This is a genomic window from Salmonella sp. A29-2, assembly GCF_020150755.1.
In the GTDB taxonomy this organism is placed as follows: Bacteria; Pseudomonadota; Gammaproteobacteria; order Enterobacterales; family Enterobacteriaceae; genus Salmonella; species Salmonella enterica.
Map to the genome: position 1 here is coordinate 1,957,665 of NZ_CP083731.1, position 25,847 is coordinate 1,983,511.

Genomic DNA, 25,847 nt, shown 5'->3' on the forward strand with positions numbered 1-25,847 from the left:
CACAATCAAGGCAGCGAAAGCTGCCTTTTTTAATTCCGGAGCCTGTGTAATGAAAGAAATCACCGTCACTGAACCTGCCTTTGTCACCCGCTTTTCCTGTTCTGGCTCGGCCTGTCGCGACCACTGTTGTAAGGGCTGGAAAATCACGCTGGATAAGACGACGGTCAAAAAGTATCTCGCCAGTAAAGACGCGACGATTCGTACCATCGCGCAAGATAATATTATTCTGCTGAAAAAGAACAACAGCCACTGGGGGGAAATTAAGCTGCCTTCGGCGCTGGGGAATTGCCCTTATCTGGATGAGGACCGTCTGTGCCGGGTACAAAAAACGTTAGGCGCAAAGGCATTAAGTCATACCTGTTCCTCTTTTCCACGGGCGCACCATACCTATAAAAATGAGGTGCGTAACTCTCTGAGTCTTGCCTGCCCGGAGGTGACGTCCCGCATTTTGAACGATCCTGACGCAATGGCACTCAGCGAAAAAACTATCATTCAGCAGACATTCAATACTGCGCCGTTATTCCCACCGCAGCAAAAGTTACTCAATCTGTTTTGCCTGAGTCTGATCAATCATGCCAACAGCAGTACGGAAGCGGCGCTCTATGCGTTGATTAAATTTGTCATGTATACGCAGAAATTTGCCAAAATAGATGATGCGGCGCTGGGTGAACTGGAACAGGTGTATGCCGCGCTACTTGAGCAGTTGCAGACCGGCGTGCTGGCGCAGGAGTTAATGAATATCGCGCCGGATAGCAAGGTAAAAACCTCGCTGGTATTGCAGATGCAGGACTATTTCCGCTCGCTCCCGCTTAATCGTGGCAGTGTTATCCTCGATCACTACATCCAGTGCCTTCTGCGGGTGCTGACGGCGGAAGAGGGCGTTTCAATGGAGCAGAAGGTGAGCGATATTGAGTCCTCATTAGCGCGCTGTTTACAGGCGGATGAGCAGCAGAAGAACTGGGCCTTCAGAAATTTAATTCTCTATAAAATTTGGGAAAATAATTTCCCCAACCAGCCGAATGTCGACCCGTTACGCGCGCTGTATATTATCGTGGCGGAATATGCCTTTATTAAGCTATTAACGGCAGCCAGCGTGCATGAGCGCGGGCGTCTTGAGTGGGATGACGTTACTAATATTGTGTATAGTTTTCACTCCCGCAGCCAGCATAACAGCGAGGTGGCGAAGAATTTTCATCGCCATATAGAAACGGTACGTACTGGCGACGATCTGTCGATGATTCATCTTCTGACATAGTTTTGTTCGGGGTGGGCTTTTGCGCATCCCGTTTATTCTATCTGGCTGATTTTATTCTGCTCTTTTAGCCGCTAAAAAGGCGCTACAGGTTACATAAGTGAAATAACCCTTCTTTTATAGCCTTATTCCTTCGATAGAACCCTCTGTAGAAACGGATAATCATGCCGATAACTCATTTAACGCAGGGCTGTTTATCGTGAATTCACTGTATACCGCTGAAGGTGTAATGGATAAACACTCGCTGTGGCAGCGTTATGTACCGCTGGTGCGTCACGAAGCATTGCGCCTGCAGGTGCGATTGCCGGCGAGCGTGGAACTGGACGATCTGCTACAAGCGGGCGGCATCGGGTTATTAAATGCGGTCGACCGATATGACGCTTTGCAAGGAACGGCATTTACCACTTACGCAGTGCAGCGTATTCGTGGGGCGATGCTGGATGAATTACGCAGCCGCGATTGGGTGCCGCGTAGCGTCCGGCGTAATGCCCGCGAAGTGGCGCAGGCGATGGGACAACTGGAGCAGGAACTGGGGCGTAATGCGACGGAAACCGAAGTGGCGGAACGTCTTGGCATCCCTGTTGCGGAGTATCGTCAGATGTTGCTCGATACCAACAACAGCCAACTTTTCTCTTACGATGAGTGGCGGGAAGAGCATGGCGATAGCATCGAACTGGTGACTGAAGAACATCAACAGGAAAACCCGTTACATCAACTGCTGGAGGGCGACCTGCGACAGCGGGTAATGGACGCGATTGAATCGCTGCCGGAACGCGAGCAACTGGTGTTAACGCTGTATTACCAGGAAGAGCTCAACCTCAAAGAGATTGGCGCGGTACTGGAAGTTGGCGAATCGCGGGTCAGCCAGTTGCATAGTCAGGCCATCAAACGATTACGCACCAAACTGGGTAAGTTATAGGTCGCGCATGGTCGCACCCGAAAAGTGCCGCACAACGTATAGACTACCAGGAGTTCTCATGACGGTGCAGCAACCTAAAAGGCGGCCCTTGAGCCGCTATCTTAAAGACTTTAAACACAGCCAGACGCATTGCGCGCATTGTCACAAACTGCTCGACCGCATTACGCTGGTTCGCCGTGGCAAGATCGTTAATAAAATCGCTATTTCACAGCTGGATATGCTACTTGACGACGCTGCCTGGCAGCGGGAGCAGAAGGAGTGGGTGGCGCTGTGTCGCTTTTGCGGCGATTTGCACTGCAAAAAGCAGAGTGATTTTTTCGATATTATCGGTTTCAAACAGTATTTGTTTGAACAAACCGAGATGAGTCATGGCACGGTGCGGGAATATGTCGTGCGTTTACGACGTCTTGGCAACTACCTCAGCGAGCAAAACATTTCCCACGATCTGCTGCAGGACGGTTTTCTCGATGAAAGCCTGGCACCATGGTTGCCGGAAACCAGCACCAATAATTACCGTATCGCACTACGTAAATACCAGCAATATAAAGCGCATCAGCAGATTGCGCCCAGACAGAAATCCCCCTTTACCGCCAGTTCTGATATATATTAAAAAAGCATAAGATGTAGCAGAGTCGTGTTGGTGAAATGTGGCAAACCTTCTACATTAGGCTGAGTCCCCCAAAGGTTCGCGAGACGTGACGATGCGCCATGGCGGGACACAGTCTATGGTCATTAACGGCAATATTCGGGGTTACTATGAAATTAGCACTGCTGGGACGTCAGGCACTGATGGGAGTAATGGCTGTAGCGCTGGTGGCGGGAATGAGCGCGAAGAGCTTTGCCGATGAGGGTTTGCTGAACAAAGTTAAAGAACGCGGCACGCTGCTGGTAGGACTGGAAGGTACCTATCCGCCGTTTAGCTTTCAGGGCGAAGACGGCAAATTAACCGGTTTTGAAGTCGATTTCGCCGAGGCGTTGGCAAAACATCTGGGCGTTAAAGCGTCGTTGAAGCCGACCAAATGGGACGGAATACTGGCGTCGCTGGACGCTAAACGCATTGATGTAGTGATAAACCAGGTTACGATTTCAGACGTCCGCAAGAAAAAATATGATTTCTCTACGCCTTACACTGTCTCCGGCGTTCAGGCGCTGGTGAAAAAAGGCAATGAAGGCACGATCAAAACGGCGGCCGATCTGCAGGGCAAAAAAGTTGGCGTTGGGCTGGGGACTAACTATGAAGAATGGCTACGTCAGCATGTTCAGGGCGTGGATATCCGTACTTATGACGATGATCCTACAAAATACCAGGATCTGCGCGTAGGCCGTATTGACGCGATTTTAGTCGATCGTCTGGCGGCGCTGGATCTGGTGAAAAAAACCAAAGGTACGCTGGCCGTCACCGGTGATGCGTTTTCGCGTCAGGAGTCCGGCGTTGCGTTACGTAAAGGCAACGAAGACTTGCTGAAGGCGGTAGATAACGCCATTGCGGAAATGCAAAAAGATGGCACCTTAAAAGCGCTCTCCGAAAAATGGTTTGGCGCTGACGTGACCCAATAATGTTCTACGTTGCCCGGCAGGCAGTGCGCCGCCGGGCAATATCAACCTCATACTATGTCAGCAAACGGAGGCGCGTGAATCGGCGCCTTTTTTATTTCCGTTAGATCAACGTGCATAATAAAAAGAACACACCACAACGTTACCGGAGGCTCAATGCCACTACATCACTTAACGCGCTTTCCTCGCCTGGAGCTTATCGGCGCGCCGACCCCGCTCGAATACCTGCCGCGATTGTCTGATTATCTTGGCCGTGAGATTTACATTAAGCGCGATGACGTTACGCCCATTGCAATGGGCGGCAATAAACTGCGCAAGCTGGAGTTTCTGGTGGCCGACGCGCTGCGAGAAGGGGCGGATACGCTGATAACCGCAGGGGCGATTCAGTCGAACCATGTCCGTCAGACGGCGGCAGTCGCGGCCAAATTGGGACTGCATTGCGTCGCCTTGCTGGAAAATCCAATCGGTACCACCGCGGAAAATTACCTGACGAATGGTAATCGCCTGTTACTGGATTTATTTAATACGCAAATTGAGATGTGCGATGCGCTGACCGATCCGGATGCGCAGCTGCAAACGCTGGCGACGCGCATTGAAGCGCAAGGGTTCAGGCCCTATGTGATTCCGGTCGGCGGCTCCAGCGCGCTGGGCGCAATGGGATACGTAGAGAGCGCCCTGGAAATCGCCCAGCAGTGTGAAGAGGTCGTCGGGCTCTCTTCGGTAGTGGTGGCCTCCGGCAGCGCCGGAACGCACGCCGGGTTAGCTGTCGGGCTGGAACATCTGATGCCGGATGTCGAACTAATTGGCGTGACCGTTTCACGTGCTGTCGCCGAGCAGAAACCCAAAGTAATTGCCTTGCAGCAGGCTATTGCCGGTCAGCTGGCGCTGACGGCGACGGCGGATATTCATTTATGGGATGACTATTTTGCCCCGGGTTACGGCGTGCCAAATGACGCGGGGATGGAGGCGGTGAAACTGCTGGCGAGCCTGGAGGGAGTGCTGCTGGATCCGGTATATACCGGTAAAGCGATGGCGGGTCTGATAGACGGCATCAGCCAGAAACGCTTTAACGATGACGGGCCGATTCTCTTTATTCACACCGGTGGGGCGCCTGCGCTGTTTGCCTACCATCCTCATGTATAACCTCCAGGTAATCAACGCGAATGCAAGAAAGTATCCAACTGGTTATTGAATCGCTGCCGTATTTGCTTAAAGGCGCCGTCTTTACCCTGCAACTGAGTATTGGCGGTATGTTTTTTGGTCTGCTGCTGGGATTTGTGCTGGCGCTGATGCGGATGTCTCCGCTATGGCCGGTTCGCTGGCTGGCGCGCTTTTATATCTCGATTTTTCGCGGTACGCCGCTTATCGCCCAGTTATTTATGATCTATTACGGCCTGCCGCAATTTGGGATTGAGCTGGACCCTATCCCGGCGGCGATGATTGGTTTATCGCTCAATACCGCGGCTTACACGTCCGAGACGCTGCGCGCGGCGATCTCGGCTATCGACAAGGGGCAATGGGAAGCGGCGGCGAGCATTGGCATGACGCCGTGGCAAACGCTACGTCGCGCTATTTTGCCGCAGGCCGCTCGCGTCGCGCTTCCGCCGTTGAGCAACAGCTTTATCAGCCTGGTGAAAGATACGTCGCTCGCCGCGACGATTCAGGTGCCGGAGTTGTTCCGCCAGGCGCAGTTAATTACCTCGCGAACGCTGGAGGTGTTTACCATGTATCTGGCCGCGTCGTTAATCTACTGGGTAATGGCGACCGTCTTATCGGCACTGCAAAACTATTTTGAAAACCAGCTTAACCGCCAGGAGAGAGAGCCAAAATGAGTGCGATCGAAGTTACCAACCTGGTCAAAAAATTTCATGGTCAAACGGTGCTGCACGGTATTGACCTTGAGGTGAAGCCCGGAGAAGTCGTCGCCATTATCGGCCCGAGCGGCTCAGGGAAGACAACGTTATTACGCTGTATTAACCTGCTGGAACAACCGGAAGCGGGCACCATTAAAGTGGGCGATATTATCATCGATACCGCCCGCCCATTCAGCCAGCAAAAAGGGTTGATTCGCCAGCTACGCCAGCATGTCGGCTTTGTCTTTCAGAGTTTTAACCTGTTCCCGCATCGTACCGTGCTGGAAAATATCATTGAAGGTCCGGTGATTGTAAAGGGAGAGCCGAAAGCCGAGGCGACGGCGCTGGCGCGGGAACTGTTAGCCAAAGTCGGGTTGGCCGGTAAAGAGTCCCGTTATCCGCGCCGCCTGTCGGGTGGGCAACAGCAGCGCGTGGCGATTGCACGCGCGCTGGCGATGCGCCCGGAAGTGATTCTGTTTGATGAGCCCACGTCGGCGCTTGATCCTGAATTAGTCGGCGAGGTGCTTAATACGATTCGCCAGCTGGCGCAGGAAAAGCGCACGATGGTGATCGTCACTCACGAAATGAGCTTTGCGCGTGACGTGGCTGATCGGGCAATATTTATGGATCAGGGGCAAATCGTCGAGCAGGGGCCGGCGAAAACCTTGTTCGCCGATCCTCAGCATCCGCGTACCCGCCAGTTCCTTGAGAAATTTTTAGTGAAATAATGCCTTTTCAACGCTCGCCCGAATTAGCCGCGCCTTGGGCGAGCGCAATGAATAATTATGAAGCCATTCTGCCAGATTATTAACCTCGCTCTCAGGCGGAAGCCAAAAAGTGTAATGCCGCTCAAGTATTCTACGTTTCGTCCGATATTTCTTATATATAAACACTATTTATGTGTTAATTTAAGTCATTCATAATAATGATTATCAATATCAAAGGCGTGACCATAAAATATGCAGGAAAATGATTTCTTCACCTGGCGACGCGCAATGTTGTTACGCTTTCAGGAGATGGCGGCAGCAGAGGATGTTTATACTGAATTGCAATATCAGACACAGCGGCTGGAATTTGATTATTATGCCCTGTGTGTTCGTCATCCCGTCCCCTTTACCCGGCCTAAAATATCGCTTCGTACCACTTATCCTCCGGCGTGGGTAACGCATTACCAGTCCGAAAACTATTTCGCGATCGATCCGGTATTAAAGCCGGAAAATTTCAGGCAGGGTCATTTACATTGGGATGACGTGCTATTTCATGAAGCGCAGGCGATGTGGGATGCCGCCCAGCGTTTCGGATTACGCAGAGGCGTAACCCAGTGTGTGATGTTGCCGAACCGGGCGCTGGGCTTTTTATCTTTCTCTCGTAGCAGTTTACGCTGCTCCTCGTTTACCTACGATGAAGTGGAGCTGAGGTTGCAACTGCTGGCGCGGGAGAGTCTTTCGGCGCTGACAAGATTTGAAGACGACATGGTGATGGCGCCTGAGATGCGTTTCAGTAAACGTGAGAAAGAGATTCTGAAGTGGACGGCGGAAGGGAAGACCTCATCGGAGATCGCCATTATTCTGTCGATTTCTGAAAATACCGTTAACTTCCATCAGAAAAACATGCAGAAGAAATTCAATGCGCCAAATAAAACACAGATTGCCTGCTACGCTGCGGCGACAGGTCTGATATGACGTGCTGACGATGCTTCGCGCCAGACGCGAAACCGGCTGAAAGCGATGCTAACAGCCGGTTTTTTACTACTGGCGGTAAGCCTGTTTAATTTGCTTAACCGTACTGGAAAATACCGCCGCTTGTGCTTCATCATCCATCTGCGCGATCTGTTTTTCCATTTTAAGAATCACGCGCCCTGCATCGGCCTGGCCCATCGCCTGCAGCATCAGCGTTAACATGGCTTTCAGGCAGTTGACTTCAGTAGCCAGTTCTTGATTATTCTCAGCGGTGGAAAAATCAGGCGTACTCATTTATTTTCCTCGTTATGTTTCAGTGAAAATGTGCGATAGCAGATGTTAAGGCGGCGGAGTATACCATAAGCTACGCTAAAAATAGCAGTGGTTGTTTTTTGATCAAAAAGCGGAGGGGTTACCCACAAAATAAACGTTGCTGCGTGATGCATATATTTTCTTCATTCTTTGTTTATTACGCGTATTTTACTCGTTAATTATTGTTACAAAGTTGATTCCCTAATTAGTGTTTAGACAGCGGAACGTGAAATTTTTGTCACCATTATGAAATAGCAGCCCGGGACAGCGCCGTCAGAAGGGGCTACAACGTTGGCAGTTGCCACACGACGTACAACATAATTTCCAAAAACGAGAGCAAAATCGAATACCCGGTGTTTTTTTACGTTTCAAAGTTGAGATAAAACCAGCTAATATAAGGGCGATTAACTATCAGTAGCGTTATCCCTATTCTGGAGATATTCCTTTGATCAACGTTCTTCTTGTTGATGACCACGAACTGGTGCGCGCAGGGATACGACGCATTCTTGAAGATATAAAGGGCATTAAAGTTGTCGGTGAAGCGTGCTGCGGAGAGGATGCGGTAAAATGGTGCCGTACTAACGCCGTTGACGTCGTGCTGATGGATATGAACATGCCCGGTATTGGCGGCCTTGAGGCGACGCGTAAAATTGCCCGATCGACAGCGGATATCAAAGTGATCATGCTGACCGTCCATACGGAGAACCCGTTGCCCGCCAAAGTGATGCAGGCTGGCGCAGCTGGCTATCTCAGCAAAGGCGCTGCGCCTCAGGAGGTGGTGAGCGCTATTCGTTCGGTGTATTCCGGACAACGTTATATCGCCTCCGATATCGCTCAGCAGATGGCGCTCAGTCAGATCGAGCCTGCAAAAACGGAAACGCCGTTCGCCAGTTTGTCTGAACGCGAGTTGCAGATTATGCTGATGATCACCAAAGGTCAGAAGGTCAATGAGATTTCAGAACAGCTGAATCTCAGTCCTAAAACGGTGAACAGCTATCGCTATCGCATGTTCAGTAAATTAAACATTCATGGTGATGTTGAGCTGACTCACCTGGCAATCCGCCATGGCCTGTGTAATGCGGAGACGTTAACAAGCCAGTGAGTGAAATATTTGACGCAAAGGCGTTTTTGAAAACCGTTACCAGCCAACCCGGTGTCTATCGTATGTATGACGCCGGCGGTACGGTTATTTATGTCGGTAAAGCAAAAGACCTGAAAAAGCGTCTTTCCAGCTACTTTCGCAGCAACCTGGCTTCGCGTAAAACCGAAGCGCTAGTTGCGCAAATTCAACACATTGATGTCACGGTAACGCATACCGAAACGGAAGCGCTGCTGCTTGAGCATAATTACATCAAGTTGTATCAACCGCGTTACAACGTGTTGTTGCGTGATGATAAATCCTATCCTTTTATTTTTCTGAGCGGCGATACCCATCCGCGTCTGGCGATGCACCGTGGCGCCAAACATGCGAAAGGCGAGTACTTCGGTCCATTTCCTAATGGCTATGCCGTTCGGGAAACGCTGGCGCTGTTACAGAAAATTTTCCCTATCCGCCAGTGCGAAAACAGCGTGTATCGCAACCGCTCGCGTCCTTGCCTGCAATATCAGATTGGCCGCTGTTTAGGCCCCTGCGTTGCAGGACTGGTCAGCGAGGAGGAGTATGCGCAACAGGTGGAGTATGTCCGGTTGTTTTTGTCCGGTAAGGACGACCAGGTCTTAACACAGCTGATTGCCCGGATGGAAAAGGCCAGCCAGGATCTGGCATTTGAAGAGGCGGCGCGTATTCGCGATCAGATCCAGGCGGTACGCCGGGTCACGGAGAGACAGTTTGTCTCCAATGCGGGCGACGATCTCGACGTGATCGGCGTGGCTTTTGATGCGGGTATGGCCTGTGTGCATGTGCTGTTTATTCGCCAGGGTAAGGTGCTGGGCAGCCGCAGCTATTTTCCAAAAGTACCTGGCGGTACGGAACTGGGCGAAGTGGTGGAAACCTTTGTCGGGCAGTTTTACCTGCAGGGTAGCCAGATGCGCACGCTACCGGGCGAGATACTGCTCGATTTTAATCTGAGTGATAAAGCGCTGCTCGCCGACTCGTTGTCGGAACTTGCCGGACGGCGTATTCATGTCCAGACAAAACCGCGTGGCGATCGCGCCCGTTATCTCAAGCTGGCGCGGACCAACGCGGCAACGGCCTTAATCACTAAACTCTCGCAGCAGTCCACCATCACGCAGCGTTTGACTGCGCTGGCGGCGGTATTAAAACTTCCTGCGATCAAGCGGATGGAGTGTTTTGACATCAGCCATACCATGGGGGAGCAAACGGTCGCATCCTGTGTGGTATTTGACGCTAACGGGCCGTTACGCGCCGAGTATCGTCGTTATAATATCGCGGGCATCACGCCGGGTGATGACTACGCGGCGATGAATCAGGTGCTACGTCGGCGTTATGGCAAGGCCATAGAAGAAAGTAAGATTCCGGATGTTATTCTGATCGACGGCGGAAAAGGGCAGCTCGCCCAGGCGAAAGCCGTTTTCGCTGAGCTGGATGTCTCCTGGGATAAGCATCGCCCTTTGCTGCTTGGCGTCGCCAAAGGCGCGGACAGAAAGGCCGGTCTGGAAACACTCTTTTTTGAACCGGAAGGCGAGGGGTTTAGCCTGCCGCCGGACTCGCCGGCGCTGCATGTTATTCAGCATATTCGCGATGAGTCGCACGATCACGCGATCGGCGGGCACCGTAAAAAACGCGCGAAGGTTAAAAATACCAGTACGCTGGAAACTATTGAAGGCGTTGGGCCTAAACGTCGCCAGATGCTGCTGAAATATATGGGCGGTTTGCAAGGACTACGTAACGCCAGCGTAGAAGAAATTGCAAAAGTGCCGGGTATTTCGCAAGGTCTGGCAGAAAAGATCTTCTGGTCGTTGAAACATTGAGGCCACTGTAGCAACATAGGGGTAATTTCACTGACAACAGATAGTTACCCGTCACTATGCAATTTAATATCCCTACGTTGCTCACGCTGTTTCGCGTCATCCTGATTCCATTCTTTGTCGTGGTGTTTTATTTGCCGTTCGCCTGGGCGCCGATGGTCAGCGCGCTGATTTTCTGTATTGCCGCTATTACCGACTGGTTTGACGGCTTTCTGGCGCGACGCTGGAACCAGAGTACGCGTTTCGGCGCTTTCCTCGACCCCGTCGCCGACAAGGTGCTGGTGGCGATCGCCATGGTGCTGGTCACCGAGCATTATCATAGCTGGTGGGTGACGTTACCTGCGGCGACGATGATAGCCCGCGAAATTATTATCTCTGCTCTGCGTGAATGGATGGCGGAGCTGGGCAAACGCAGTAGTGTAGCGGTCTCCTGGATCGGTAAAGTCAAAACTACCGCACAGATGGTGGCGCTGGCGTGGCTCTTGTGGCGTCCGAATATCTGGGTAGAGTATGCCGGGATCGCGCTTTTCTTTGTCGCAGCGGTGCTAACGTTGTGGTCCATGTTGCAATATTTGAGCGCTGCACGCGGAGATTTGCTTGATCAGTGATCGTTTCGCCGCAAATTTCAGCAAACGATCGTGAGTGACGAAAAATATCGTTGACTCAGTGCGTCAGGTAAGTAGAATGCAACGCATCGAACGGCAGCACTGATTGCCAGACGATAACAAAATCAAGTGATTAACAAAGTTGCTTGATACTGCGGGAATAGCTCAGTTGGTAGAGCACGACCTTGCCAAGGTCGGGGTCGCGAGTTCGAGTCTCGTTTCCCGCTCCAGTTTAAAAGCATTGGCGTAAAGCGGATGCTGGCTGAAAAGCCAAAAAAATTTGGCGCGTTAACAAAGCGGTTATGTAGCGGATTGCAAATCCGTCTAGTCCGGTTCGACTCCGGAACGCGCCTCCAATTTTTCCCGAGCCCGGATGGTGGAATCGGTAGACACAAGGGATTTAAAATCCCTCGGCGTTCGCGCTGTGCGGGTTCAAGTCCCGCTCCGGGTACCATGGGAAAGACAAGAATAATCAAAGCAATAAGCAGTGTCGTGAAACCACCTACGGGTGGTTTTTTTGTGCCTTCAGTTTGTATGCCGACCGCGAGCGTGAACTTTCCAGCGCGATACACAGTAAAAAAACACCGGTAGCGGCATTTCTGCCAGTACAGCAGTTATGTGTTACCGACCCGCAAGAACTTGTGGCTGGTAAATACTAAACGTCGGGTAAATCAGCCGATAAAATCCATTAATCTCTATAAAAAATGCTGATATGTTTTATGCCTGCTTTATTAAAGAGAGTAGGTCTGCCAGTGAAATATACCGATAATGCAAAATTATTTATTAGCTTCATTAATATTGGGATTGTAGGTTGTGCTTTGCTACTTTTTTTTATTTTGTATGAGCCTGAGAGTGCAATCGTAACCTACTCTCTTCCCGGTGAGCTTTCCTCTTCGACATGTGATGCGCGTAATTTTATTGGCTACGTCGATGAAAATGACTTTGCAGAGTATATAAAAAAAGTAGAACTGACGCGCTACAGTATGTATTGTCTGAAAAAAACAGGGGCGGGCCAGTGGAGTATTTATGCAAATTAAACGAGTATAAAACTGTTCAGGGGTATTTTCTGCACAATTTAATTAAAGGTAGATAGCGAACTAATATTCATCACAAGGTAATGTGATCCGCTTCATGCTTTAATCACGTTTTGCAATATTGTCTTAATAACAGGTCAACTACAGATAATTTCGGGTTTTCGTGAATGGCGGTTTTGGTCAGTCTCTATATTATGCTTTCCCCGCTTTACGGAGATGATGATGCAAAAGAAAACCTGGGCCGTTTTATTGATACCATTGTGCCTCACCGCTTGCCACCAGACGACCAACCGATCAACAGCCAAAGATGAAATTCTCACAGGGAGCTATATTGACCCGACAAAAACACGCTTTCCGTTAGCGGATTATTCACAGTCGGTTGATAAATGGATACCTCCGGACTCGGCTGATTACACTATTCCGGTTATTGATAGTGCTACCCAACAACGCTACTTTAGCGCACTAAAATCTCATTATTTCGGAATGGACAGTGAAGCGCACTCGCCGTGGAATGGTTTTTATATTACCGCATTGCTGAAAAAAAACGCAGCACAGGCCCGGGATGCCAGTATTAAGCAGTTTCTTAGCGACGGCAGTGCTTATTGGGGGGAAAACTTCAGACTTTATACCTCTCGCTGGAAAGAGGAGGTTAGAGGGAATACGGATACGCAGATTGACAATATCTATCATGCCTCCCGGCGAGGCATTATGGTCAGGGAAAGTTTAGTCAGAGCGCTGCCAACGGACGACCCGCTCTTTAACGATCCCCGTCAGGCGGGCGAGGGGTACCCGTTTGATAATTTACAAATGTCTTCGCTGCGTCCCGGTACGCCGGTCTATACGCTGACGAAGAGCAAAGACCAACGCTGGCAATATGTCGTTTCACCAGCGGTAACTGGCTGGGTTCATAGTGAAGATATTGCCAGTACGGATCAGAAATTTATAACACAGTGGGTTTTGCTTGCTCATAAGCAACTGGGGGCATTTATCAACGCGCCGGTTTCTGTTCATGCCGCAGGCGTCTATTATTTCACCGGGCGACCGGGCACTATTTTACCGTTCCGACATCAACGGGCGGGCCAGTTCCTGATTGCGGCGCCAGTTCGCGGCAGCAACGGTCGCGCGTTTATCCATTGGGTCTGGCTAAGCGGTAACGAGTTTACGGCTATGCCGTGGAAAATGACGCCGGAAAATATCGCCGTGCTAATGAAAGCAATGCACGGCGCCCCCTACGGTTGGGGAAATTTTAACTTTTATAATGATTGTTCAGCCGAAGTCCGCAGCCTGTTAATGCCGTTTGGCATATTCCTGCCCAGACATTCATCCGCGCAGGTAGAGTCTGCTGGACGGGTGGTCGATCTTAGTCATAAAAATCCCCAAATGCGGATCGATTATCTCACCAGATACGGAAAGCCGTTTACTACGCTGGTCTATATTCCAGGGCATATTATGCTGTATATCGGTAACACAACCATGAATGGGCAGGTCGTGCCGATGACTTATCAGAATATCTGGGGATTGCGCCCAAACCATGCTAATAGCCGGAGCATTATCGGTGAGGCAGTATTTTTGCCGTTACTGCGTTTTTATCCTGAAAATCCTGATCTGATATCGCTGGCTGGTAAGGTTCTGTTTAAGCTTGGTTATATAGAATAGGTTGACAAACTGTGTTATCGCGGAAGACATGATTAAGGCAACCGTGCGCGTGGATATAAAGAGAGTATCCCTGTAAACTGTGTCTGAAAAAAGTATGAGCTATAGTGCGGGCTGTTTATTTGAAATACTATCTGGAGCTGATTCTGGATGTGATTATGTGCCTCACACATTGAAGTGAGAGTTATTGTTGGCGGTATCTGGCTGGAGGCTGGGTGGTAAAAAGACGTAATTTATTGCATTTTAATAACGGTGCCCGGTCAGAGCGCGATCTTGGGGATCTGGTCACTAAAGTTTTTGAGAAAGCGGCGAAAAAAGAACCGCAACCGCTATACACATTTAGCCTTCCGTTGCTGAGTGTGCAGGATGAAATCCGTGTTTACTGTAAGAAAAAAAATATCAAAATAGGGTACGATACGCTGTTTATGGAAATAACCTTTTCTGCTGACAGAGAAGCGGTAGACGAACTCATTAAACACTTTTTTACTGAAAATAAGCTCTATTTGAGAGGGCGGTTTTATCTGTCCGCGGCGGTGGTATAAGTTAGCATGAGTATAATATAGCGAGAAACCCATCTCTCGCTTTTGTGTGGGGCGAGCGTTTCCTGGCGGAAAATCTGCGCCCTGATCCTCCTTTTGTGCGTTAACTTCCGGAATCCTCCTCATTTCGTGTTAATCTGGCCCCTGATGGTTGCCATCCAAACTGCCTGCAAAAAAATTATTTTTATCCGCTGCAATGTAAGAGGCCTACAGGCGGAAGTCATCACTGAGGAAAAGCGTTATGAAAATGGAACCATTAAACGAGAACGAGCTGGAATGGCTGGATGATGTGCTGACGAAATACAATACCGATCAGGCCATTTTGGATGTCGCGGAGCTGGACGGTCTGATTACTGCGGTACTAAGTTCTCCGCGTCCCATCGAGCCGGAACAGTGGCTGGTCGCGATATGGGGGGGACCCGCGTACGTACCGCGCTGGACATCTGAAAAAGAAATGACGCGATTTATGGATCTGGTGTTCCAGCACATGGCGGACACAGCCGCCCGGCTTGAAGATTATCCAGAACAGTTCGAGCCGCTGTTTGGCCTGCGAGAAGTTGATGGCCATGAATTAACGATTGTTGAAGAATGGTGCTTTGGTTACATGCGCGGAGTGTCGCTGTCCGACTGGTCTGACTTGCCGGATACGCTAAAACCGGCGCTGGAAGCGATTGCCTTACACGGCACTGAAGAAAACTTTGCGCTGTTGGATAAAATGAGCCCGGAAGCGTTCGATAAAAGCGTTGACGCTATCCGTATCGCGGCGCTTGAGCTTCATGCCTGGTGGATGGCGCATCCGCACACGACGCCGCTACAGATGCCGATAAAAGCAGAGGTGAAAGTGGGGCGTAACGATCCTTGTCCATGCGGGAGTGGCAAAAAATTTAAGCAGTGCTGCCTGCATTAATGGCTCGTAAACGGCCATAGCGTGATGATTATCGAGCCTGGACGGCGTCCGGGCCCGGTAATCTTTGCCTGGCGTTAACCTGGATCGGGCAGGAACCCCAGTGCGATCGAAAACTGGACGCCAATCACGACAATGCCGCAGATAAACACCAGCGCCAGCGCTGGCGTGCCGCCTGCCACACGATATCCCGCCTGAGGGCTCTGTTTACGGCATTGCCAGACCAGCATGGCAGGGATGAGCAGTGCCAGCACTGCCAGCGCTACGCCGGCATAGCCTAATGCCATCACAAATCCACGTGGGTAGAAAAGCGCAAACGCCAGCGGCGGCAGAAAGGTAATCAGCCCGGTTTGCAGGCGTCCGGACACCGTACTGCGGCGCTGGAATAGATCGGCCAGGTAATCAAATAATCCTAGCGCTACGCCCAGAAAAGAGGTCGCCAGCGCCAGATCGGCGAACAGGTGGACCGCCAGTTCGACATGTGGCGAAGCGACCACTTCTCTGAGCGCCTGCAGCAGGCCATTTAACCCGGCATGGCTGGCCAGTAGCCCTCTGAATGTCGGCGAGTCGATGCTTCCCAGCGTGGCGAGCTGCCAAAAAATATAGGCCACTAACGGAATGGCACTACCCGTCATAAAGACCCAACGCAGCCGGCGAATGTTGCCGTTCATATAACTCACAATACTCGGTACGCTTCCGTGAAAACCAAACGAGGTGAAAATGACCGGTATGGCGGATAACGCCAGCCCCTGCTGTAAAGGAAGCGTAAGAAGATTTACTTTATGAATATGTGGCGTGAGCAACGCAAGCATGATGACCAGAAAAATGATCTTTGCGCTAAACAGGAAGCGGTTAAAAAGGTCGACCAGCGAGGTGCCCACACACACCACTCCACCGGCAACAAAGGTGAACAGCAGTACTCCGGCGGCGGGCGAGAGCGTGGCGCCAAGCCAGTTATTAATACTGGATGCCAGTAATTCTCCGGCTCCGGAAATGTAGGCGGCGGTGAGCGCATACATTAAGAACATCATACTGAATCCCGTAAGCCACTGTCCGTAACGTCCAAGATAGCGTTTTGCCAACGAGCCCAGTCCGGTATCCGCCGGAACGTGTTGATATACCTCCAGTAATAGTAGCGCGGTATAACACATCAGCGCCCACAGGCCAATCAACAATCCCAGCGTGACGCTGAAACCAACGCCAGCCGCTGCCAGCGGCATTGCCAGCATCCCGGCGCCGATAGTGGTGCCTGCCACGATAAAAATACTGCCCAGAGTTCTGTTTTTCACGCTTTCTACTACCCCGGTAACAAAGAACGGTGATATCCGCGGCGCAGGGTAAGGCATTACGCTATTTTCGTCAAATGGTCGTTACAATGGGTGTACTGTAAAATTTACAGTTCCGGGCGTAAAAGCGAATATGGGAGGAGACGCAGACAACCGCCGCAAACCTGCGCTAGCGCAAAGTCGCTCGCACACGGACACATTAGGCTACGAGTTTTATTCAGGAGGGGTTATGGATTCCATTCACGGTCACGAAGTACTCAACATGATGATTGAGTCTGGCGAGCAGTACACGCATACCTCGCTGGAGGCGGCAATAAAAGCGCGCTTTGGCGAGCAGGCACGATTTCACACCTGTTCAGCGTCAGATATGACGGCGGCGGAACTGGTCGCGTTTCTGGCGGCGAAAGGAAAGTTTATTGCCGTGGAGGACGGTTTTTCAACGCATGAGAGTAAAATCTGCCGCCATTAATACGCCACGGTGAGAGCGCGTCTCACCGTGTAAGGACGTGCTGGATTAATTTTGCGTATCCAGTGTGGAGAGTTCTTTATCAATGAAATAAAGCCCTTCGCCGCTTTTTCCCGCCAGCGTTAATTTATCAATAATAGATTTGAATAATTTTTCTTCTTCATGCTGTTCTGCCACATACCACTGCAAGAAATTAAATGTCGGATAATCCTGGCTGGTCATTGCGGCATGAGCCAGTTCATTAATTTTTTGCGTAATAAGCTGCTCATGCTCATAGGTCGCGCGGAACAGTTCATCCAGTGAGGTGTACTCAGCGAAGGGCGAAGAAACGGTATGAATGCGCGGCAGGCTTCCGGTATCGGTAAGGTAGTCAAACAGGCGCTGCATATGCGTCATCTCTTCTTGCGCATGGCGACGAAGAAATGCGGCCGCGCCTTCAAAACTGTGATAGCTGCACCACGCGCTCATTTGTTGATAGAGCAGGGAGGAGTACAACTCCAGATTCATTTGCTCATTCAGTTTGTCGATCATTTCTGTTTTCAGCATGGTTCCGCTCCACAAATAGCAAAAGATATACGGTAATGTGGCGCCACTATAATTTGTTATTTTATTATTTGCAAAAGGTAAAATATTAAATTTAATTATTAAAAATACGAATGGGAATAAAACGCATTAACGCCAGTGTATAGGGTATAAAAATAAAGGAAAGCCAGCATCTTCATGCTGGCAATAGCGACCCTGCACTCTCCTCCATTGTACATGGTGTCGGCGTTAAGCCAGCCGCCTTAATAATAAAGCGGCATAATTTGCGGGACGGCAACGCCCCGGCACTGCCAGGAGAGGGTAAATCGGGTGTTCAGACACAACGAGCCCGCATAAATGCTACAGGTTCCTACCGGCTGACCAAACGAAACGGCATCGGCATAGCCCATCTGCTGGCATTCGCGTGTTGCGGTCCCGTGAGATACATAGTCATCTGTCCGTGAAGTAAAAAATAGCGGCTGGTTATACGTCAGGCGCACGATGCCGCTTATCGGGCTGGCTTCGCTGACCTGCGCTTGTCGAGTAATGGTGCATCCCGTCAGGGCTAGCAGTGAAAGAGTAAAAATAAGAGGCTTCATAAAATCGCTCCGACAATTCGGTATCAGACCATGCTACCTCGTGTCTTGCACCGTCAATGGCTGGAATAACTTACGGATTCGCCTTGATTAAAGGTAACGGCAGGAGGTTTACAGCGGGAACAGAAAATGTGTGAGCGTCTCTTCATTTAATGAAACTTAGTTTCATTAAATTTGAATGCGTGTTCTTAAGTGTGTAGTGTGGGCAAAACGTCATGATTTACGCAGACGCGACCGTCTGCATTCAGGAGGAACACGATGAAAATTGCACTGATGATGGAAAATAGCCAGGCCAGCAAAAATGCCATCATTTATAACGAACTTAGCGCCGTCGCCAATGAAAAGGGATTTCCCGTTTTTAACGTCGGCATGTGCGACGAAAATGACCATCACCTGACGTACATTCATTTAGGCATCATGGCGAGTATTTTGCTTAATGCAAACGCGGTTGATTTTGTGGTTACTGGCTGTGGCACCGGGCAGGGCGCGCTGATGTCGTTAAATATTCATCCAGGTGTCATTTGTGGCTATTGCATCGATCCGGCAGATGCTTTTCTGTTTGCGCAGATCAACAACGGCAATGCGTTGTCCCTGCCATTTGCGAAAGGCTTTGGCTGGGGCGCTGAGCTGAACGTGCGTTTCATCTTTGAAAAAGCGTTTACCGGGCGTAAAGGCGAGGGGTATCCGCCTGAGCGCAAAGCGCCGCAGGTACGCAATGCGGGCATTTTGAACCAGGTTAAGGCCGCGGTCGTCAAAGAGAATTATCTGGATACACTACGGGCTATCGATCCTGAACTGGTTAAAACGGCGGTTTCAGGGCCGCGTTTCCAGCAATGTTTGTTTGAAAACGGCCAGAATAAAGAAATAGAAGCGTTTGTACGTGAGATGCTGGGGTAATGCCCGGACAAGACAGAGGCGTTTCGCGCCTGTCGGCTGGCATGATGTGCCGATAATACGCCAGTAGCGACAGGCGCCACCTCTGGCAAACAGATCAGAAACGGTGTAGGCCGGATAAGCTGCTTCGCGTTGCTATCCGGCTAATAACGTCTCAATATTGTCGCTCGGGGTGCCGCTATCAGTGATGCTGATAGGTCACGACGTTAAGGAGATGCTGATCGGTTTGCGCCAGGCATAGCCCTGCTCGTTTAGCGCTGCGAACTTCTTCGAGAATAGTTTGTAAAAGTACGCCATCCTGCTGCTGCTCTTTTTCCAGGGTATGGAGAAAATCGAGCGTTGAGGCATCATTCAGCGCTTTCGCTTCATCTGCCAGACGCGACAGCGTGCTGGCGCGTTGCTGATAATCCTCCAGGGTTTTCTGGAACAATTCTTCCAGAGAGCAGAGCTCTTCACCCGGAACGTCAATGGCTTTAACGATAGGGGTGGCGCCGGCGTTTTTCATAAAATTAAACATGCGCATCATTTGCGTCACGTTGCCTTGCGCCTGGGTACGAAGAAAGGTGGCGGTGCCTGTTAAACTGTGTTCAGAACACCATTCGCTTAGATGGAGGTAAAGATTTGATGCGTAAAACTCAAGGTTCATTGGCGTGTTGAGCTTTTGAACCATTCCTACAGCTGCCATAACAATATCCTTATTTCCAGAAAGTGTTGATGTGCATGACAGACGAGAATGCAACGGGCCGTTGTCACTTTCTTACATCTATCATCTATGCACAATAAATACTCTTAGCAGAAGAACTCCGTTCCGCCAGTCCCTTATGCGATCTCATTTCCTGTTTATCGATCGGTAATGAGAATAGCGCGTCAATAAAAATAAGAAAATCCTTAAATGCAATTGTTTATCTTTTTTTACATTTTCAGCGGTGTGATTTTTTCAGATGTAATGATTTTTGGTGTGGAGCGGTTGCAACTGTTTGAAAGTTAAATGATATTATATGGGTTTCTAATTTATGAAACATTGTTTCAGATCATGGGGTGAGCCTTTCAAGTATGGTAATTTCAATAAAATAAACATTAGCCAGTCTGGATATCACACGCATGAACGGTTGAGAGCAAATATGCCTATTTTTATAAACTAGCCGATTTTGCGGTAGATCATTTTTAATGTCATTAATCATACGAGCACGTTATTCGGTTGAGCGCAGTTTTGATGGGTGACTCGTTAACAAGGAGCAGTCAATGAAAAAGGTCGCGGTGCTGTTGGCACCAGGATTTGAAGAAGCAGAGGCCATTGTTACTCTTGATATTCTGCGACGTTTGCATATCGACGTCGAAACGCTGGCGTGTGCTGAATCACGGGCGGTGGTGAGTTACCATGATATTCCTATGGTTGCGGACAGCACGCTGAGTGAACGCCAGCAGGCGCTTTTCGATGCGGTAGTGCTGCCGGGCGGTCCGCAGGGGAGCGCTAATCTGGCGGCTAATCCGGCGGTGATCGCTTTCGTTGCGCGTCATGATGCGGCAGGCAAATTAATTTGTCCTATCTGTTCCGCGGCGGCAAGGGTGCTGGGTGCTCACGGATTGCTGAAGGGGCGTCGTTATGTCTGTTCCGGCGACCTGTGGAAAGCGGTTCCGGAAGGTGTCTATATGGATGCGCCCGTTGTTGAAGATGGTAATTTAATTAGCGGCAAAGGCTTGGGTCATGTCTTTGATTTCGCTCTAACCCTTTCCGCCAGACTGCTGGGAGACGATGCGCCGGTTCGCGAACAGGCTGAACATATCTATTATCCCTGGTAATCGTTATTCACCCAGGGCCGTAAGGATTAGCTGGCTGATGTTATGGATTAATGTGCTGGCTTTTCTGCCTTTTGGCTGATGAATTCGCTCTGGGTTATGTCATTTCCCGCTAAAACTATTCCTGTCACAGTATTTATCTAATGAATGAAAGACAGTGCACCGTTTTACGTCTTCTCTAACAAAAATCGTTTGACTTTACCCTACATAAAAAATGCTAAAGCTGGTCAATGACTTCCCTGGGTTATGAGTTAATCGTTATTTCTGCGTGCGTATTAGGGGGCGTTTTCCTGAGAAGCGGCCTCGGAAAAATCTCATATGTGGTGGCGAGCGTACTGATATCAGGAACGGTGGAGAACGCGATGAACCTGTTCAACATTTCACCTTTTGCACAGTACGTGGTTCGCGGCTGAATCCTTCTGGCAGCAGTTATCTTCGACCATTATAAGCAAAAAGCGAAGCGTACGATTTGATGAATTAACACTCAACTAAACAGTATAGCTTCACGTCATCGCCAGCCGCTACCCCGGCTGGCGATGGTCTTTCTAAATGGCGAGCAGCGTCACACTGTCTATACTTACATGACTAATGAGACCGTTTGTGAGTCTCAATATGATGATAAGGAGGAGACCAGGGTGGCAGAACCGTTAACCGTATCCCCCGAACTCACTGCGAACTATGCGTATTTTTTTGACCTTGATGGCACATTGGCAGAGATAAAGCCTCATCCCGATCAGGTAGTGGTACCGCATAAAATCCTTCAGTTGTTAGACCGTCTCGCGGCGCACAACGCAGGGGCACTGGCATTGATTTCAGGGCGTTCAATGACTGAGCTGGATGCTTTGGCGAAGCCTTTTCGCTTTCCGCTCGCTGGCGTTCACGGAGCAGAGCGTCGTGACATCAATGGTAAAACCCATATCGTGCGCCTTCCTGAAGCGGTAGTCCGGGAGGTGGAGGCGTTATTACGTTCGACGCTTGTAGCGCTGCCCGGAACGGAGCTGGAGACGAAGGGGATGGCGTTTGCGCTGCACTACCGTCAGGCTCCGGAACATGAAGCGGCGCTGTTGGCGCTTGCGCAACACGTTACGCAGCACTGGCCGCAACTGGCGTTGCAGCCTGGTAAATGTGTTGTGGAAATCAAACCTAAGGGAACCAATAAAGGCGAAGCGATTGCCGCCTTTATGCAGGAGGCGCCCTTTGCGGGACGGATTCCCGTTTTTGTGGGCGACGATTTGACCGATGAGGCTGGCTTTGGCGTGGTGAATCACGCTGGCGGAATTTCCGTAAAAGTGGGCGTCGGGGCAACCCAGGCGGCATGGCGGCTGGAAAGCGTACCCGATGTCTGGCGCTGGCTGGAGCAAATCAATTATCCACAACAAGAACAACAAGTAATGAATAACAGGAGTGATGGCTATGAGTCGTTTAGTCGTAGTATCTAATCGAATTGCCCCCCCGGATAATAAAGGCGGCGCCGGCGGCCTCGCCGTTGGCGTGCTTGGCGCGCTAAAAGCGGCTGGCGGGTTGTGGTTCGGCTGGAGTGGCGAGACAGGTAACGAGGATGAGCCATTAAAAAAGGTGACAAAAGGTAATATTACCTGGGCATCGTTTAACCTGAGCGAACAAGATTACGAAGATTATTACTGTCAATTTTCCAATGCGGTTCTCTGGCCTGCGTTCCACTATCGTCTGGACCTGGTACAGTTTCAGCGTCCTGCATGGGAAGGCTATATGCGGGTGAATGCGCTATTAGCGGATAAGTTATTGCCCCTCATTAAAGAGAACGACATCATTTGGGTGCATGACTACCACCTGTTACCGTTTGCCAGCGAGCTGCGTAAACGCGGCGTGAACAACCGAATTGGTTTTTTCCTGCATATTCCATTCCCGACCCCGGAGATTTTTAACGCTTTACCGCCGCATGATGAACTGCTGGAGCAGTTGTGTGACTTTGATCTGCTAGGGTTCCAGACGGAAAATGATCGCCTGGCTTTTCTGGATAGTCTTTCGAGTCAAACGCGAGTCACGACTCGCAGCGGCAAGCAGCATATCGCGTGGGGTAAAGACTTCCAGACAGAAGTGTATCCCATCGGTATTGAGCCCGATGAGATTGCTCTGCAGGCTGCCGGGCCATTGCCGCCTAAACTGGCGCAGCTCAAGGCGGAACTGAAAAATGTGAAGAATATTTTTTCCGTTGAGCGGCTGGATTATTCGAAAGGGCTGCCGGAACGTTTTCTGGCGTATGAAGCGCTACTGGAAAACTATCCGCAGCATCGGGGAAAAATTCGTTATACCCAAATTGCGCCTACGTCACGCGGCGAAGTACAGGCATATCAGGATATTCGCCACCAGCTTGAGACGGAAGCAGGCCGGATTAATGGGAAATATGGACAATTGGGCTGGACGCCGCTCTATTATCTGAATCAGCATTTCGACCGTAAACTGTTAATGAAGATATTCCGTTATTCAGACGTCGGGCTCGTCACCCCGTTGCGTGACGGGATGAACCTGGTGGCGAAAGAGTTTGTCGCCGCGCAGGACCCCGCTAATCCTGGCGTACTGGTACTGTCACAGTTTGCCGGCGCGGCGAATGAACTGACGTCGGCGTTAATCGTCAATCCTTACGATCGGGATGACGTGGCGGCGGCGCTCAATCGCGCGTTAACGATGCCCCTTGCCGAGCGTATTTCGCGTCATGCGGAAATGCTGGACGTGATCGTTAAAAATGACATTAACCGCTGGCAGGAGCGTTTTATTCATGACCTAAAGGAGGTCACGCCGCGTAGCCCTGAGCGTCAGCAGCAGAACAACGTGGCGACGTTCCCTAAGCTGGCCTGAGATATCGCGAGCGGCGACTAGTCGCCCGCTAACGGTACCAGCAACACATCTACCTGACTGGCGCTGACGACACTTTTTGCCGAGCAGGACGCGCGCGAAAAGAAACTGTGGTTATGGTTGCCGCAAATGACCAGATCAACATGGTGTTTGCGGCACACAGCCAAAATATGCTGGCTTAACTCACCTGATGCGATGAAAGTTTGTTCAATCGGATAATCCGCCTTTTCCCCCAGCATCTTAAGAAAATTCTCGGTTTCCTCATGCATAACCGCGCGTAAATCCTCCATCATGGGCGCGGCGAACTGGTTATACAGTTCAGGATCGGAAGCGAGAGTAATCAGGCTTACTTTCGCCTGAACAGGGCGGGCGATAGAGACCGCTTTAGCCAGTAGCTGGTGACTTTCCGGGGTGACGGCAACGGCGACAAGAATATGGGTGTAGCTCATAACTCGCTCCTTGATTGCAAGAATATGAGATTGTGCTTTAGCTTTACTCTGTTTATCGCATTTCTGCAATGCGCTAATGCCACATTAATGTGAAGGACATCATAATTAATCATTAATTATTCTTATGTAAAGAATCGTGGCATAAGACACTTTTTACACACCACCAGGATGCTTCATTTAAACGGGTGAACAAGGAAAGCTAAAAGTTAAATCAAATGAGCTTATTTTTAACAGCGGAGGGCGTATGCTGTGACGAGATTAATTAATAACGTTTAATATTTAAGCCACTGTTTACTAAAGGTAAAATAAAATCGTTTCTAAAATAGAAATAACAGCCTGTTATCTATTATCCTGGCGTTATTTTAACAGAGAGAAACAAAAAAGAATTTGGTGTTGACGTACCCCTATTCAGCAGTGTGGAATAGAAAAAGTGAACATTAGGTTATTAATTAAACAAAGTAAAAGCCATGCTGATGGTTTTATCGTAAGTATTCCGTTAAATTATGTGATCTACATCACATATTTTCTAAAATCGCCGTCCCGCTCCGTTGTATGTCACGAAGCTGACGAGTAGAGTTGCGTCGAATTAGGAAAAATCTTAGGCATTTGTAAAAATTGATGTAAACGTGTAAGGCGAATCTCAGTGGGAAGCTGCGTTATACGTCACAATGTCCACAATGTCTGAGCGCTGCTATGCATTTGACCTTTTTGCTTCTTTTACCGGGCCTTCCCGGCGACATCACGGGGTGCGGCTACGTCGCACAAAAATAAAGTTGGTTATTCTGGATGGGAACAATGCATACATCAGAGTTGCTAAAACACATTTATGACATCAATTTGTCATATTTACTCCTTGCACAGCGTTTGATCGTCCAGGACAAAGCATCTGCGATGTTCCGCCTCGGTATCAACGAAGAGATGGCAAACACACTGGGCGCGTTGACCCTACCGCAGATGGTCAAACTGGCGGAGACGAACCAGTTAGTTTGTCATTTCCGGTTTGACGATCATCAGACGATCACCCGTTTGACTCAGGATTCGCGCGTCGATGACTTACAGCAGATTCACACAGGTATCATGCTTTCAACGCGTCTGCTCAATGAAGTGGACGATACGGCGCGTAAGAAAAGGGCATGATAATGAGTGAAAAAAGCATTGTTCAGGAAGCTCGCGATATCCAGTTGGCGATGGAGTTGATTAATCTTGGCGCTCGTCTACAAATGCTGGAAAGCGAAACACAGCTCAGCCGTGGTCGCCTCATCAGGCTGTACAAAGAATTACGCGGTAGCCCGCCGCCTAAAGGGATGCTGCCATTTTCGACAGACTGGTTTATGACCTGGGAGCAAAATATTCATGCCTCCATGTTCTGCAACGCCTGGCAATTTTTACTGAAGACCGGCTTATGCAGCGGTGTGGATGCGGTGATTAAAGCTTATCGGCTTTATCTTGAGCAGTGTCCGCAACCGCCTGAAGGGCCGTTGTTGGCGCTGACTCGCGCATGGACGCTGGTGCGTTTTGTTGAAAGTGGGTTGCTTGAATTGTCGAGCTGTAACTGCTGCGGTGGGAACTTTATTACCCATGCGCATCAGCCCGTAGGCAGCTTTGCGTGTAGTTTATGCCAGCCGCCATCCCGCGCAGTAAAAAGACGTAAACTTTCCCGAGATGCTGCCGATATTATTCCACAACTGCTGGATGAACAGATCGAACAGGCTGTTTAACCGAAACGGTGTGGACAAACACTCCAGCAGCGGTAAGCCATTACCGCTGCTTTTT

At 50.0% G+C, this 25,847-nt stretch carries 30 protein-coding genes, 3 tRNA genes and 1 pseudogene; 26 read left to right on the forward strand and 8 right to left on the reverse strand.

The window, feature by feature from the left end; translation table 11 throughout:
* Nucleotides 1-49 precede the first annotated feature (49 nt).
* The 8 genes from fliB (at nucleotide 50) to sdiA (ending at nucleotide 7,260) form a co-directional block, all read left to right on the forward strand.
* Nucleotides 50-1,255, forward strand: coding sequence for a flagellin lysine-N-methylase (gene fliB, locus K8W53_RS09495; RefSeq protein WP_023224353.1), 1,206 nt, complete (start codon nucleotides 50-52; stop codon nucleotides 1,253-1,255).
* Nucleotides 1,256-1,451: 196 nt separating this feature from the next.
* On the forward strand, nucleotides 1,452-2,171 hold the full coding sequence (locus K8W53_RS09500; protein WP_001087453.1) for an RNA polymerase sigma factor FliA: 720 nt from the start codon (nucleotides 1,452-1,454) through the stop codon (nucleotides 2,169-2,171).
* 58 nt (nucleotides 2,172-2,229) lie between these two features.
* Nucleotides 2,230-2,781 carry a flagella biosynthesis regulatory protein FliZ gene (gene fliZ / locus K8W53_RS09505; protein ID WP_000218080.1) on the forward strand — a complete coding sequence of 184 codons (552 nt, stop codon included), beginning with the start codon at nucleotides 2,230-2,232 and terminating at the stop codon, nucleotides 2,779-2,781.
* A gap of 146 nt (nucleotides 2,782-2,927) precedes the next feature.
* Nucleotides 2,928-3,728: a cystine ABC transporter substrate-binding protein gene (gene tcyJ, locus K8W53_RS09510; RefSeq protein WP_000761634.1), complete on the forward strand. Its 801-nt coding sequence runs from the start codon at nucleotides 2,928-2,930 to the stop codon at nucleotides 3,726-3,728.
* A gap of 153 nt (nucleotides 3,729-3,881) precedes the next feature.
* On the forward strand, nucleotides 3,882-4,868 hold the full coding sequence (dcyD, locus tag K8W53_RS09515; protein WP_001128187.1) for a D-cysteine desulfhydrase: 987 nt from the start codon (nucleotides 3,882-3,884) through the stop codon (nucleotides 4,866-4,868).
* A 20-nt stretch (nucleotides 4,869-4,888) separates the two neighbouring features.
* A complete protein-coding gene (gene tcyL, locus K8W53_RS09520; protein WP_001158238.1) occupies nucleotides 4,889-5,557 on the forward strand; it encodes a cystine ABC transporter permease in 669 nt (222 codons plus the stop codon).
* Nucleotides 5,554-6,306, forward strand: coding sequence for an L-cystine ABC transporter ATP-binding protein TcyN (gene tcyN, locus K8W53_RS09525; RefSeq protein ID WP_001273026.1), 753 nt, complete (start codon nucleotides 5,554-5,556; stop codon nucleotides 6,304-6,306). The genes tcyL and tcyN overlap by 4 nt, the downstream gene beginning before the upstream one ends.
* 231 nt (nucleotides 6,307-6,537) lie before the next feature.
* Nucleotides 6,538-7,260, forward strand: coding sequence for a transcriptional regulator SdiA (gene sdiA / locus K8W53_RS09530; protein ID WP_001157167.1), 723 nt, complete (start codon nucleotides 6,538-6,540; stop codon nucleotides 7,258-7,260).
* Between the two features lie 66 nt (nucleotides 7,261-7,326).
* Here the strand turns inward: sdiA and K8W53_RS09535 are convergent, their stop codons facing one another.
* Both K8W53_RS09535 and K8W53_RS09540 read right to left on the reverse strand, forming a co-directional pair.
* A complete protein-coding gene (locus K8W53_RS09535) occupies nucleotides 7,327-7,551 on the reverse strand; it encodes a DUF2594 family protein (protein WP_000106483.1) in 225 nt (74 codons plus the stop codon).
* Nucleotides 7,548-7,703, reverse strand: a complete 156-nt coding sequence (locus tag K8W53_RS09540) for a hypothetical protein (protein WP_000546186.1) — start codon at nucleotides 7,701-7,703, stop codon at nucleotides 7,548-7,550. Before K8W53_RS09540 ends, K8W53_RS09535 begins: the two co-directional genes overlap by 4 nt.
* 311 nt (nucleotides 7,704-8,014) lie before the next feature.
* Between K8W53_RS09540 and uvrY the strand changes: the two genes are divergently transcribed.
* The 10 genes from uvrY to K8W53_RS09590 all read left to right on the forward strand — a co-directional run bounded on the left by uvrY (nucleotide 8,015) and on the right by K8W53_RS09590 (nucleotide 15,235).
* Nucleotides 8,015-8,671, forward strand: a complete 657-nt coding sequence (gene uvrY / locus K8W53_RS09545; RefSeq protein WP_000611323.1) for a UvrY/SirA/GacA family response regulator transcription factor — start codon at nucleotides 8,015-8,017, stop codon at nucleotides 8,669-8,671.
* Nucleotides 8,668-10,500 (forward strand): excinuclease ABC subunit UvrC, encoded by a 1,833-nt coding sequence (gene uvrC, locus K8W53_RS09550; protein ID WP_023224355.1) that lies wholly within the window; start codon nucleotides 8,668-8,670, stop codon nucleotides 10,498-10,500. Before uvrY ends, uvrC begins: the two co-directional genes overlap by 4 nt.
* A gap of 56 nt (nucleotides 10,501-10,556) precedes the next feature.
* Nucleotides 10,557-11,105, forward strand: coding sequence for a CDP-diacylglycerol--glycerol-3-phosphate 3-phosphatidyltransferase (pgsA, locus tag K8W53_RS09555; RefSeq protein ID WP_001160192.1), 549 nt, complete (start codon nucleotides 10,557-10,559; stop codon nucleotides 11,103-11,105).
* Nucleotides 11,106-11,256: 151 nt separating this feature from the next.
* A tRNA-Gly gene (locus K8W53_RS09560) sits at nucleotides 11,257-11,332 on the forward strand.
* 52 nt (nucleotides 11,333-11,384) lie between these two features.
* Nucleotides 11,385-11,458 (forward strand) — tRNA-Cys (locus K8W53_RS09565).
* A gap of 11 nt (nucleotides 11,459-11,469) precedes the next feature.
* A tRNA-Leu gene (locus K8W53_RS09570) sits at nucleotides 11,470-11,556 on the forward strand.
* 250 nt (nucleotides 11,557-11,806) lie between these two features.
* The gene (locus tag K8W53_RS09575) at nucleotides 11,807-12,139 is read left to right on the forward strand and encodes a hypothetical protein (RefSeq protein WP_001669250.1); all 333 of its coding nucleotides are present in this window, start codon (nucleotides 11,807-11,809) and stop codon (nucleotides 12,137-12,139) included.
* A gap of 213 nt (nucleotides 12,140-12,352) precedes the next feature.
* A complete protein-coding gene (locus K8W53_RS09580) occupies nucleotides 12,353-13,792 on the forward strand; it encodes an SH3 domain-containing C40 family peptidase (protein WP_077944489.1) in 1,440 nt (479 codons plus the stop codon).
* Between the two features lie 212 nt (nucleotides 13,793-14,004).
* The gene (locus K8W53_RS09585; protein WP_000240837.1) at nucleotides 14,005-14,331 is read left to right on the forward strand and encodes a glucose-6-phosphate dehydrogenase; all 327 of its coding nucleotides are present in this window, start codon (nucleotides 14,005-14,007) and stop codon (nucleotides 14,329-14,331) included.
* Between the two features lie 238 nt (nucleotides 14,332-14,569).
* Nucleotides 14,570-15,235 (forward strand): YecA family protein, encoded by a 666-nt coding sequence (locus tag K8W53_RS09590; RefSeq protein ID WP_000781521.1) that lies wholly within the window; start codon nucleotides 14,570-14,572, stop codon nucleotides 15,233-15,235.
* A 74-nt stretch (nucleotides 15,236-15,309) separates the two neighbouring features.
* Here K8W53_RS09590 and tyrP read toward each other — a convergent pair whose 3' ends face one another.
* Nucleotides 15,310-16,521 carry a tyrosine transporter TyrP gene (gene tyrP / locus K8W53_RS09595; RefSeq protein WP_001562965.1) on the reverse strand — a complete coding sequence of 404 codons (1,212 nt, stop codon included), beginning with the start codon at nucleotides 16,519-16,521 and terminating at the stop codon, nucleotides 15,310-15,312.
* Nucleotides 16,522-16,747: 226 nt separating this feature from the next.
* Between tyrP and K8W53_RS09600 the strand changes: the two genes are divergently transcribed.
* Nucleotides 16,748-16,987, forward strand: coding sequence for a YecH family metal-binding protein (locus tag K8W53_RS09600; protein ID WP_023224917.1), 240 nt, complete (start codon nucleotides 16,748-16,750; stop codon nucleotides 16,985-16,987).
* A 45-nt stretch (nucleotides 16,988-17,032) separates the two neighbouring features.
* On the opposite strand, the gene ftnA is transcribed toward K8W53_RS09600, so the two are convergent.
* Nucleotides 17,033-17,530, reverse strand: a complete 498-nt coding sequence (gene ftnA / locus K8W53_RS09605) for a non-heme ferritin (protein WP_000920613.1) — start codon at nucleotides 17,528-17,530, stop codon at nucleotides 17,033-17,035.
* A gap of 239 nt (nucleotides 17,531-17,769) precedes the next feature.
* Nucleotides 17,770-18,105 (reverse strand): YecR-like lipofamily protein, encoded by a 336-nt coding sequence (locus tag K8W53_RS09610; RefSeq protein WP_000803229.1) that lies wholly within the window; start codon nucleotides 18,103-18,105, stop codon nucleotides 17,770-17,772.
* A 255-nt stretch (nucleotides 18,106-18,360) separates the two neighbouring features.
* Between K8W53_RS09610 and K8W53_RS09615 the strand changes: the two genes are divergently transcribed.
* Nucleotides 18,361-18,999 (forward strand): RpiB/LacA/LacB family sugar-phosphate isomerase, encoded by a 639-nt coding sequence (locus tag K8W53_RS09615; RefSeq protein WP_000684804.1) that lies wholly within the window; start codon nucleotides 18,361-18,363, stop codon nucleotides 18,997-18,999.
* A 178-nt stretch (nucleotides 19,000-19,177) separates the two neighbouring features.
* Here K8W53_RS09615 and K8W53_RS09620 read toward each other — a convergent pair whose 3' ends face one another.
* Nucleotides 19,178-19,681: a non-heme ferritin-like protein gene (locus K8W53_RS09620; RefSeq protein ID WP_000741707.1), complete on the reverse strand. Its 504-nt coding sequence runs from the start codon at nucleotides 19,679-19,681 to the stop codon at nucleotides 19,178-19,180.
* A gap of 557 nt (nucleotides 19,682-20,238) precedes the next feature.
* On the opposite strand from K8W53_RS09620, the gene K8W53_RS09625 reads away from it, so the two are divergent.
* From K8W53_RS09625 to otsA, 4 genes and pseudogenes are all read left to right on the forward strand, one after another.
* Nucleotides 20,239-20,796 (forward strand): DJ-1/PfpI family protein, encoded by a 558-nt coding sequence (locus K8W53_RS09625; RefSeq protein ID WP_023224916.1) that lies wholly within the window; start codon nucleotides 20,239-20,241, stop codon nucleotides 20,794-20,796.
* Nucleotides 20,797-21,023: 227 nt separating this feature from the next.
* Nucleotides 21,024-21,206: pseudogene (araH, locus tag K8W53_RS09630) on the forward strand (L-arabinose ABC transporter permease AraH); the annotation flags it as partial.
* 222 nt (nucleotides 21,207-21,428) lie between these two features.
* Nucleotides 21,429-22,232, forward strand: a complete 804-nt coding sequence (otsB, locus tag K8W53_RS09635; RefSeq protein WP_023224915.1) for a trehalose-phosphatase — start codon at nucleotides 21,429-21,431, stop codon at nucleotides 22,230-22,232.
* Nucleotides 22,207-23,628, forward strand: coding sequence for an alpha,alpha-trehalose-phosphate synthase (gene otsA, locus K8W53_RS09640; RefSeq protein WP_000089042.1), 1,422 nt, complete (start codon nucleotides 22,207-22,209; stop codon nucleotides 23,626-23,628). Before otsB ends, otsA begins: the two co-directional genes overlap by 26 nt.
* Before the next feature lie 17 nt (nucleotides 23,629-23,645).
* Here the strand turns inward: otsA and uspC are convergent, their stop codons facing one another.
* Together uspC and K8W53_RS09650 are read right to left on the reverse strand one after the other, a co-directional pair.
* A complete protein-coding gene (gene uspC, locus K8W53_RS09645) occupies nucleotides 23,646-24,074 on the reverse strand; it encodes a universal stress protein UspC (protein ID WP_000122606.1) in 429 nt (142 codons plus the stop codon).
* A complete protein-coding gene (locus K8W53_RS09650; RefSeq protein ID WP_001617301.1) occupies nucleotides 24,071-24,187 on the reverse strand; it encodes a hypothetical protein in 117 nt (38 codons plus the stop codon). Before K8W53_RS09650 ends, uspC begins: the two co-directional genes overlap by 4 nt.
* Before the next feature lie 682 nt (nucleotides 24,188-24,869).
* Here K8W53_RS09650 and flhD point away from each other — a divergent pair.
* Nucleotides 24,870-25,211 (forward strand): flagellar transcriptional regulator FlhD, encoded by a 342-nt coding sequence (gene flhD, locus K8W53_RS09655; RefSeq protein WP_001518146.1) that lies wholly within the window; start codon nucleotides 24,870-24,872, stop codon nucleotides 25,209-25,211.
* Nucleotides 25,208-25,792 (forward strand): flagellar transcriptional regulator FlhC, encoded by a 585-nt coding sequence (flhC, locus tag K8W53_RS09660; protein ID WP_000605987.1) that lies wholly within the window; start codon nucleotides 25,208-25,210, stop codon nucleotides 25,790-25,792. Before flhD ends, flhC begins: the two co-directional genes overlap by 4 nt.
* Nucleotides 25,793-25,847: the final 55 nt, after the last annotated feature.